This window comes from Pseudoalteromonas sp. SR45-6 (assembly GCF_014163545.1).
Lineage (GTDB): Bacteria > Pseudomonadota > Gammaproteobacteria > Enterobacterales > Alteromonadaceae > Pseudoalteromonas > Pseudoalteromonas rhizosphaerae.
This window is the reverse complement of sequence record NZ_JACJDM010000024.1, coordinates 55,152-65,379: the sequence shown is the minus strand read 5'-3', so window position 1 is coordinate 65,379 and position 10,228 is coordinate 55,152. Positions and strand designations below refer to the sequence as shown.

The following is a 10,228-nucleotide window of genomic DNA, read 5'->3' as shown; positions in this document are numbered from 1 at the left end:
TTTAGGTTTTAGGAAAAACAATAGTGCCACATCACAGTTTTGCATAAATGTAACCGCAATATGATGATTTTTAAGAGTAGTGTAACCAAACTTACTGAATGAGTACTTTGAGCGCGATGAAGATGGCCACTCTAGCGCATTTCTGGACAAAAATGAGTTAGAGTTAACGGGCTGCTGTGAGCGGTCATTGGTAACACTTGCCGTAAACGGCACAAAATTGCAGGCTAAAATTGGCGACGAAGGAGCACAAGCTCACTGTTTTGTGTCCACGGTTTAACGGCCTTGTTAGGCAATGTGTTACGCATGTGGCTCAGTTGGGTAACTATGTGTAATGCAACTATGGCTGCATTTTTCACAATCTGCCGAGATAACCAGCTTATAGTTGATGAAATACCCAAGAATATTGAGCAATTTTGGCATGTACTTCACAAAGAAGCGTGCAAGTATAAAATACAAAATAACTACAGATACTAAAGACCTTAATAGTTCAGGGTTTGTGTTTACACCTGCCAAAATTGAACCAACGGCGCCGACAAACAGTGATGTTACTCCATAAACTATCGCAAACAAAATTGCAACGAAAGGAATGCAAAGAACAAACAGCCCGAAACAATCTAACAGACTAATTTTAAATTCGATTTTCCGTTTAGGTTTATTTCCACAGACACTACATTTCATCTAGTTGCCTAACACCCGCCTAACACGCAATGTGTTGGCGTGGCTTTTTGCGTTGTTTGCCAAAACCATGACAACTAAACATTGTCGGAGTTAAGGCGCTTGTTAGGTGCACTTTATTAGCTGCACTGGTGAATTACAATACTCTAAATTCCCTATTAATTCGTTATTATCTGGATAGTTAGGGCAATTACCGATATTGACAGACTGAACGCTGCCATTTGGTTTCATCTCGACATCGACAAAAGACGCAACAAGCTGGTCTTCTAATTGACGGCTCCAAGTAAAGTGATAATTGGTATTGTGTGATTTTAGGAATGTTCTATCAGGCACATTAAATTTACTTGTAAAAGAAGTTAAAGCCACACTCTGATTTTTTACATTTATTCTCGCTGAACGTGCTGTCCAAGAGAACGGCCAAGATCTCGTGATATCGACAGCTATGTTGCATTCGCCAAGCTCAGAGGTACGCGATAGTCCAGAGATTACCTCTGCATATTCGATGTTCTTTAAACTACTCGAACCCGCTTGGCAGAGCCAAATAAAAAGAATAACTATTGGAATCAATTTACGATTCATAATGGATACGCCTCACGTCCTTTGCTCCTAACGCCCCAATAAGCCGACGCAATGAGCGCAGCGAGTTGAGGTCGGATTGATTGGATTGTTAGCAGTTGATTGCTTGTACAATATTTTCTGTAACCTTTTTAAAATTTATTTCTGAAGTCTTAATCGCTTTACCATTTACTAATGGTGTAGGCGGTTTAATTTTGACATTGTCACGCTCGTATATCTGTGGTGCCTCAACGAAGAGGTAGTATTGGTCGTACTTCTTACAACTAAATAGCCCAATACCGCTGCAAACTTCTTTGATACGCTCATCTTTGATTAGTGGCTCAGCAATTATATTTTCAGTTAAACCTGATACTTCCACTGACATCGAAGAATCATACCATTCAACTATACCCCCTTCGGGGACGACTAATGATAGATAAACAGCCCTAGCATTTAACAAAACTTTGAACTTAGTCGCTGGGTCGTCGTAAATGAAATTTAAAGGAATTTGACCGCATCCATCTTTTGAAGCTTTTCCAAACTCTCCCTCCGGTTTCATAAAAGTAATTTCATGAACTGCGCATCCAACCGTGAGATGTAGAAGAAATAAAATAGTTAAAATACGCAAGTCGGCTCCTTTAGACTGCTAACGCCTCGCTTAACCGGCGTAAAATAGCAGGCTAAAATTAGCGACGAAGGAGCGCAAGCCTGCTGTTTTGCGTCCTTGGTTAAAGCGTTTGTTAGCTAGCAGCAAACACATATATGCGGCCTAAATAAATAAAGTGTACGGCAACAGCTATTGGTATAAGAAGCCAAATGAATTTGATATTTATACCTGACATAAATGCAAACCCAAGGATTGAGCAAAAGCCGCAGATTATAAATAAACGTAATTTAGCAAACGATAAAAAATACCTGCTTGGCTCTAGAATATGCATTAAAACAGAGATAAGCGCGAACATGCCCAGAAAGCCTCCAACCTCAATAAGTAGCATAACCAGTGCACCATAATAACCATCTAATATACCCATAATTGAGATGGGTATAGTAATTAAGCCTAGCCCTAACAGTATGACTAAAGGACCGAACCCAATTATGGCTTCAACAATGATCAAGAATTTGTATATTGGTCTCATTTGCTAGCTAACATTTTAGTATTTATGCGACACGCAGTTTGTGTTGCATAATCGCTTGTTGGACTGAGGTGCTACCTGCTCGGTGTGTCAGAGTTGGTGTTGTTTATGCTATGGGTATTTGCTTTTTATGACCTAAGCTATATCAAGCCAATTTAATTGGCGTGCCTGTCGTATCTAAGCTGTCCCTGCGTTACTCAGCGTTTATTATGTATCCATTAAACCTAATGTTTAACCGTTAAGCAATTATATTTTTTGTACGCACAGTCGCCACTGACCTAACATTTTAGTATTATGCGACACGCAGTTTGTGTTGCATAATCGCTTGTTGGACTGAGGTGTTACTTATGCTATGGGAATTTGCTTTTTATGGCCTAAGCGATATCAAGCCAACTTTACTGGCGTGTCTATCGTATCTAAGCTATCCCTGCGTTACTCAGCGTTTATTATGCACCTATTAAACCTAATGTTTCACCGTTAAGCAATGATCTTTTTCTCACGCACAATCGCGAGTAGCCTGAGCAGTTAAGCAGGTTAACTCATTGATTTAATGCAGCAAGCTAGGCCGCTAACTCGTTCGAACTATTTCATTCGTCGAAATATCTGAGGTTATCACACCAATAAACCGTAAGATACCAACCTTACATGACTGACAAGGCCAATACGGTATCAATGGTTCTTGCTCTGTTTTGGGCTTCACCGCTTTGCATGCGGTGGATACATGAGCCCTTATCAGGGCTAACTTTCGCTTACGACACGCATTAGCTAAAAAACCATAGTGGCGAATGCGCATAAACCCTTTCGGCAATACATGTTGTAAGTAGCGCCGTAAAAATTCATCACAACTCAGTGTCATTACTTTATCGCGGTTGTTATCTGCATAATCGCGATATTTAAAGCTCACTGACTGCTCATTCACTGACACTAATCGTGATTCTGACATCACGCCTTTTCGGGTATAACGAGCAAGGTAACTAACTAGCTTTTCACTGTACGTTAAACAGGCTTTGCTATACACGCACCATTTGGTTGGCGTGTTTATCTTCGCGAATGAACTATCGCATTCATTGAGCGCCGCCAGCATTTTTCCTCTAAAGACTGTTGATAACGCTTTTACGGGGTATAAATAGTCTTTTTCTATTTCATGCCAGTGCGTTTTTTCAAGTGCACCTGCGGGTATCAAACAATGCAAGTGGATATGCTGACTTAAGTTCTGCCCCCATGTATGCAGTACGCTTGTCATGCCTAACTGGCCATGCATCTTTCGTTTCGCAAATTTACACAGCGTTTGCCATACGGCTTTAAACAAACACTGGTACAACACACTTGGGTTATAGTGAGCAATGATATTCAACTCATGAGGGAGCGTAAAAACAAGGTGGAAATACCGACACGGTAATAAATCCTCTTGCTGTCTTCGCACCCACTTAGCCGTGGCCATGCCTTGGCAACGCGGACAGTGACGGTCTCGACAACTACACCCAATCTGCTGCGACTCCCCACAGCTATCACATTGCCATGCTTGATAACCGAGCTGACCTGTTCTGCATGATTGAAGGTGCTGACAGACACGCAGTTGTTGATAGCTCATCGTATGATGTTGCCGATAATTCTCAAGATTTGAGTTTAAAATATCAGCGAGGTGCAAAGCGCTCATTGTTTACTCCAACTCGCAAGCAAATCAATGCCGCCATGCCCTAACTCAGGTAACCAGTGTAAGTAACTTTGTGTCGTTTTAATATCACTATGACCAAGCTGATGTTGCAATTGATGAAGTGGCATTCCTGATTCAAGTTGATGTGTTGCATAAGCATGGCGTAGTGCATGTGGATTACAGTGTTTTAAACCACACGCTTGTGCGTGTTTTCTCAATGGCTTCCTGAAGGTCGATGCTGACATAGGTTTATCCATTAACAATCGCGAGTAAAACATCCAACCCGTTGGGTGATACATTTTCCAGTAACTGCGTAATTGGTTTAGTACGCTATCTGAAACTACAACATACCGTGACTTATCCCCTTTACCTTGTTCAATTAAAATGGTTTTACGCTGGCCATCGATGTCTTGCACTTTGATACGTAACAATTCGCCAATACGTAAACCGCACCCATAGCAAACCACTATTAACGTTTTTAGTCGCATATCATCCGTACAGCTTTCTATCAGCCGCCGCATATCATCACGTGATAAATAGGTAGGTCCGCGCGACTTCGCTTTTGGCAGTGCAATATCTAAGTTCAATGGCCGATGTAAAATATTCTTAAACAAGAACCAAATACTGTTTATTTGTATTTTCTGACTTGCTCTAGAAAGTTTACGAATAGCGGGATCGTTAAAAAAGGCGTTAAGCTCGTCATCCGTAATCGAGTCAAGCGGTTTATTAAAATAGTGACTGAGTTTAAGTAAATGTTCACAGTGGCTTTTACATGTACTTTGCGAATAACCTCGATAGGCTATTTCAGTTTTGACTTGTTCAATGAGTGTATTCATGACTTACCTCCAAGTTATGGGATAACCCCAAGGTAAGTGTGGCTCAAATGGTCAGAATAGGATCTCCGCGTAGCGGCTTAGTTCAACAATTTAATAGTGCGCTCATCGCGCATATTTCTGCCGACGCCACGCTCATTTTTCTGTATGATATAGTTTTAACAAATAACCTAAGGTATTACTATCATCAAGTTTTCTAAAACTTTAAAGAAAAGTTAAATAAAACAATATGCGCGCGTCGCTCATTTTCATGAATATATGCGCAAAGAGCAGTTTTACTAATCAATTAACGACGATATTTAGCCACTTTCAATGACTGGTTGGACTCACAGCTCAAAGCAGCCCTTTAGTGCAATTATGTTAACTCATCTTGGGGCAGAGACGAGTTATATACATAACCCGCCTCTGGCACTTTTCTACCTATCAAAAATAGAGCTATTCGTCATTTTCACTGGCTTTTATTCGATGGCTCAGATAACCACCAAACAACACCCTGCTCTTTTCGTTAAAACTTGTTGCTGCTTGTAATTGTTTTCGCATTATCCACCATTAGATCACGCTTATTGTCCAAAGGGTTACGCTGTCGAAATGGTCTATGTGATACCGTACTGGTTTTGTTCTTTGTCGTGCTCTGCTGCGAAGGTGCATTAAAATAAGCTCAAGCTATCTTAACTTTATACCAATCGTGTTAAGTTACTGACCATTTATAGCGACAGATAAATACAGTGATAACAAGGCGTAAATTTTGACATGCAGTTGTTCTAATTGAAAAAATTATAACGCAGTTAGCGCTTTATTTAGCTCGCTAGAATGGTTAAATATTTAAGTCGATTGGTATTACACCTTGCCTACTAACAAGCTGAGTTTGTGCAGCATTTGGACCAGCTATAATAGCAAGAAATGCAAATTGCCTTATAAAGATTAACTCTGAACCAATTTATCCAATATGTAAAAGTTACTCTTGATGCTCAAACTGACCGCGATATACTTCAAATACTTTTAAAACCGTATGTTGCGCTTTACTAAGGCCATCAAACCAAGCATCAAAAATTTCATCATCGTCTTGATCACTTAATGCCAAATACTGTGCAAGCAATTCAACAATGTCATTATGGGTGCAGCTTAATGGGTCTATTTGTTGTGCTAGGACACTATGATCACGACTACGTAATGTCTCCATGACGCCCTGATCTATTTCCTGACTTTGTTCACTACTATGCTGTTGCTGGGCTGATCCACTCATAATAATCTGACTCCTATTCTTGATTACTTATTATTTATAACAGGCTAATTCCCAATAGCTAGTTTTTTTAAATCAACTGCTGATTTTTTAACTTGTTTGTGTGAATAAACATCAAATCAGCTACTTTACCAACAACTCAAAAATAGTATTTGCAAAGAATTCTTATTTACTATAAATTATAGTGATAATATCACATAACATTAATTTCCAGTAAAAGGCTATTTATGAAACCTAATATTCACCCTGATTACCAAACGGTTGCTTTTCATGACACGGCCGCCGATAGCTACTTTATTATTGGTTCAACAATTAAAACTGATCGAACCGTTGAGTTAGATGGCAAGACATACCCTTACGTACCTATTGATGTATCAAGTGACTCACATCCATTTTATACCGGTAAGCAAAAATCTGTTGCAACAGATGGTCGAGTTGCTGCGTTTAATCGCCGCTTTAAAAACTTAGGGAGCAAATAATCATGAAAGTCTTGAGTTCATTGAAAAGTGCTAAAAACCGCCCGGGATGTCAAATTGTCAAACGCAAAGGACGCGTTTTTGTGATCTGTAAAGACAATCCACGCTTTAAAGCAGTGCAAGGTATGAAAAAGAAAGGAAGAAAATAAACAACTATCACAGACTGTACACCTTGATATAGGCGTACAGTCTTTAAGGCTAAACTTAAATACAATCTAACACTACTTACCGAACAACAGCTCCCAAAACCCTGGTGGCTCATGCAGTTTATGGTATTGCTTACGGAGCCCATCAATGGCTTTTAACGGTCCTTTGGCTGCTTCGAGTCCTTGCTCATTCGCTAATTTTTTTGCAAGTTCAGCTTTTGCGATCACTTTATCTAAACCTTGCAGTGACTGCTCAGCCTCTTTGTGAAAAGTGGCTGTTTTACTTCGCTTAACCAATATCATAAATTCATCGATCGCGGTATTAAACTCCTGTAGTTGTGTTGCTTCAACAGTATGCTTGAACGCAAGCCCCATATTCTTCATGTTGGCTTCAAGATCTAAATCGTCGTTAGCAAATAAACTCGGAACAAACAGCAGTGCCACAAGACACAGAAATACTTTCATAATAATCCTAACAGTTACAACTCAAAAAAGATGAAAAATCATTATACACTCCAGCAGCTATGAATATAACCTTACTCTAAGTGTGGTGAAAATTAATTTTGTGTTAGAATTCGTTTTTGTTGATGAGATGTGTTTTGGGTTTAGAGCGAATGCGAAGATTGAAAAAGCAATGGTGGATTCTCTTACTGTGTTTAATTGTTAGCCCTCTGAGCTTTGCCAAATTAGATATTATCTTTGTAAATCCTGGTTTTGCAGATTCATCAGATGAAATAAACACAACGGGTAACTTTTGGTTCAAAGTATCTAAGATTATGCTTAATGCGGCGGATGACTTAGATATAAACTTGCACATAAAATACGCGAATCGTAATCATATCTTAATGAAAGAACTTATTAGGCAGGCAATTAAAGACAAGCCTGACTATTTAGTTGTGGTAGATGAAAAAAGCGTTGTCAGTAAATACTTAGCAAAATTAAATACCAGAAATATCCCTATTTATTTTTTATATAGCCGACCTGCTATCGGAAAATTTATATCATTAAAACGAGCTGGCGTTAATATTATTGGCAGCGTCATACCGGATAATTATGCTGCAGGGGAAGCTCTTGCACAACAGTTACTTATAAAACACACAACCACATCAACTCAACCTGCTAATATACTCGCTCTGATGGGTGATTATACAACGCCTGCATCGGTAGAACGTGTTGCAGGCCTAACTGAATTTGTTGAGCAACATGAAGATGTTAACTTTATTGGAAAAGAGGTTGCCAATTGGTCTGAACAGGAAAGCTATATAAAAACGTTAGCGTTTATGGAGTTTGCTCCTGAGATCAATATTATTTGGTGCGCAAATGATGCTATAGGATTTGGTGCAAAACGGGCATTACAAGCGCTCAATAGTGCACATAAGGTAGTTGTTGGTGGGATGAATTGGGATTCTGTGCCACAAGGTATCGAAGCATTAGACATAACATTGGGTGGTCATGTGCTATTAGGTGCCTATGCACTTATTAATATAGTTGATCATCATAATGAAAATACTCGAGTTCCCCTAAATCATTCATATTTATCCATATTCAGTAACCTTACTACTGAAACCATACCTCTTGTAAAGCACATAAATGAAACTGATTTAGCCGACATTGATTTTGCTCAATTTAGTAAAACTGTAAAGGGGATTTACAGCCCTTTACAGTAACTCTGCCGTTTTCCAGTAAAATAGCTAACTATTGTCGATTCGATAGCCATAGCGGCTGATAAGGCGCAAGTTCAATACTTTGTTGCCCCTGCTCTATTGCCTGAGCAGAAATAAGTTCAAACCACTGCTCAGTATCAATTAAGTTCAGATCAGCTAATAGCAGAGTCTGAGGCTCATCGCTAATGTTATAAACACAAAAAACACTTTGCCTACGGTCTATACTTTGACGCCAAAAACCAAATAAAGCACCGGTTAAATGTAAGGTAAATTGCGTCGCATTAGGGTGAAAAGCATCTTGCTGCTTACGAATAGCCAGTAAATTATTGATTTGAGTAAACACGTGATAATGATGACTTGATTGATCGGCAAGCTTTTCAAGTAGTGCCGACTCTTGCCAACGATGACGGTTAATACAGCGGTTATGCTGGCTATTTTCAAAGCGTTCATAATCATTGGTGGTACCAAGTAAACTATGAATATAAAGCCCAGGAATGCCTTCGAGGGCAAACATAATAGCATGAGCACAGGTAAAACGTTGTAAGCCCCACTTATCCACGCCTTTATGAGTGCCTTGTAAGGCATCAAATAACGCAATATTAAGTTCATAGGGTGAGCTGGTGCCATTATTCGCTGTGCGCATTGACACCTTTGCGCCAAAGCGACTAACCGTATTGACCATTTGCCCTAGTTCATCCTCGTCAAGCAACCCTTCGACAGGACGTAAGCCAATTCCATCGTGAGAAGCTATAAAATTAAAGTAGGCAGTACCATTTTGCGCTGGCGGCATGCTCATCATCCAATGTTTGAGCGCTTTACTGTCACCACTGAGCAAGGTATGTAATAACAAAGGCGGCAATGAAAAGTTATAAATACAATGTGCCTCATTGGCATTACCAAAGTAAGATAAATTTTCACGATTAGGAATGTTTGTTTCAGTGATTATAACTGCACTTGGCTCCACATGCTCTATTAGCGTTCGCAGTAATCTGATCACTTCATGTGTTTGCGGTAAATTAATGCAAGAAGTATTAAGTTCTTTCCATAAAAAAGCCACAGCATCAAGGCGAAATATCTTTATACCATTATCCAAGTAATGGCGAATAATACCTACAAATTCATTAAGCACTAATGGATTAGCAAAATCTAAGTCAACTTGATCTGGGCTAAATGTGCACCAAACATGGCGCTCCCCTAGTGCCGTTTGCACTGTATTAAGTAGCGGTGATGTTCTTGGTCGCACAACGTCAGATAGATCGTCATTTAAGCTAGCTGTTTTAAAGTAGCTTAACCCCGGCTCTTTGCCCTGAATAAAGTTTTCAAACCAACGACTGCGACTAGAGCAGTGGTTGATCACTAAATCAGCCATTAGCTTTACATCTTGAGCTATTCCTTGAATATCATCCCAACTACCAAGAGATTCATTCACTTGTACATAGTTCATTACCGAAAAGCCCTCATCAGAGCTATAAGGATAAAAAGGTAATATATGCAACGCGTTAATCGTTCCCGCACACTGGTTTTTCATAAACCGATGAAGGGTATGTAACGGTGGTTCACTCGGTACCGCAACTGCTTGATCTGCATCGCGATAACGCATAATTGAATCGCCATAAGCAATCAAAATTACATCTTGCTGATCCCAGCGGTTTTTATGCGGCGTAGGGTCTCGAACCGGGTCGTCTCTTAACATGGTAGTGATCAACATGCTTGCAAGCGCATCAATACTCATACATAAGTCAACACCCTCATATATACTCGTCAGGTGCTGTTCAACCCGTTGTTCAAATAACGCTTTACTCATTACCCTACCCCGTTGTTTATACTAATTTTTAATTATTTATCTGTAATT

General features: G+C 39.6%; 10 protein-coding genes. 3 read left to right on the top strand and 7 right to left on the bottom strand.

Annotated features, from left to right (window positions below; genetic code table 11):
• Nucleotides 1-780: 780 nt before the first annotated feature.
• The 5 genes from H5158_RS11945 to H5158_RS11925 form a co-directional block, all read right to left on the bottom strand.
• A complete protein-coding gene (locus H5158_RS11945; protein ID WP_149980143.1) occupies nt 781-1,254 on the bottom strand; it encodes a hypothetical protein in 474 nt (157 codons plus the stop codon).
• Between the two features lie 88 nt (nt 1,255-1,342).
• Entirely contained in the window at nt 1,343-1,858 is a 516-nt protein-coding gene (locus H5158_RS11940; RefSeq protein ID WP_182740089.1) for a hypothetical protein, read from the bottom strand.
• A 1,073-nt stretch (nt 1,859-2,931) separates the two neighbouring features.
• Nucleotides 2,932-4,020 (bottom strand): IS91 family transposase, encoded by a 1,089-nt coding sequence (locus H5158_RS11935; RefSeq protein ID WP_182740088.1) that lies wholly within the window; start codon nt 4,018-4,020, stop codon nt 2,932-2,934.
• Nucleotides 4,017-4,853: a tyrosine-type recombinase/integrase gene (locus H5158_RS11930; protein ID WP_182740087.1), complete on the bottom strand. Its 837-nt coding sequence runs from the start codon at nt 4,851-4,853 to the stop codon at nt 4,017-4,019. The genes H5158_RS11935 and H5158_RS11930 overlap by 4 nt, the downstream gene beginning before the upstream one ends.
• A 952-nt stretch (nt 4,854-5,805) precedes the next feature.
• Nucleotides 5,806-6,093, bottom strand: a complete 288-nt coding sequence (locus tag H5158_RS11925; RefSeq protein ID WP_182740086.1) for a hypothetical protein — start codon at nt 6,091-6,093, stop codon at nt 5,806-5,808.
• A gap of 224 nt (nt 6,094-6,317) precedes the next feature.
• Between H5158_RS11925 and H5158_RS11920 the strand changes: the two genes are divergently transcribed.
• Nucleotides 6,318-6,569 (top strand): type B 50S ribosomal protein L31, encoded by a 252-nt coding sequence (locus H5158_RS11920; protein ID WP_145236032.1) that lies wholly within the window; start codon nt 6,318-6,320, stop codon nt 6,567-6,569.
• A gap of 2 nt (nt 6,570-6,571) precedes the next feature.
• Complete coding sequence (ykgO, locus tag H5158_RS11915; protein ID WP_149980141.1) at nt 6,572-6,715, top strand: type B 50S ribosomal protein L36; 144 nt, start codon at nt 6,572-6,574, stop codon at nt 6,713-6,715.
• A 72-nt stretch (nt 6,716-6,787) separates the two neighbouring features.
• Here the strand turns inward: ykgO and H5158_RS11910 are convergent, their stop codons facing one another.
• Nucleotides 6,788-7,177 (bottom strand): cytochrome b562, encoded by a 390-nt coding sequence (locus H5158_RS11910; RefSeq protein WP_182718730.1) that lies wholly within the window; start codon nt 7,175-7,177, stop codon nt 6,788-6,790.
• Nucleotides 7,178-7,326: 149 nt separating this feature from the next.
• On the opposite strand from H5158_RS11910, the gene H5158_RS11905 reads away from it, so the two are divergent.
• Nucleotides 7,327-8,379 (top strand): ABC transporter substrate-binding protein, encoded by a 1,053-nt coding sequence (locus tag H5158_RS11905; RefSeq protein ID WP_182740085.1) that lies wholly within the window; start codon nt 7,327-7,329, stop codon nt 8,377-8,379.
• A gap of 28 nt (nt 8,380-8,407) precedes the next feature.
• On the opposite strand, the gene H5158_RS11900 is transcribed toward H5158_RS11905, so the two are convergent.
• Entirely contained in the window at nt 8,408-10,180 is a 1,773-nt protein-coding gene (locus H5158_RS11900) for a sugar phosphorylase (RefSeq protein WP_182718727.1), read from the bottom strand.
• Between the last annotated feature and the right edge of the window lie 48 nt (nt 10,181-10,228).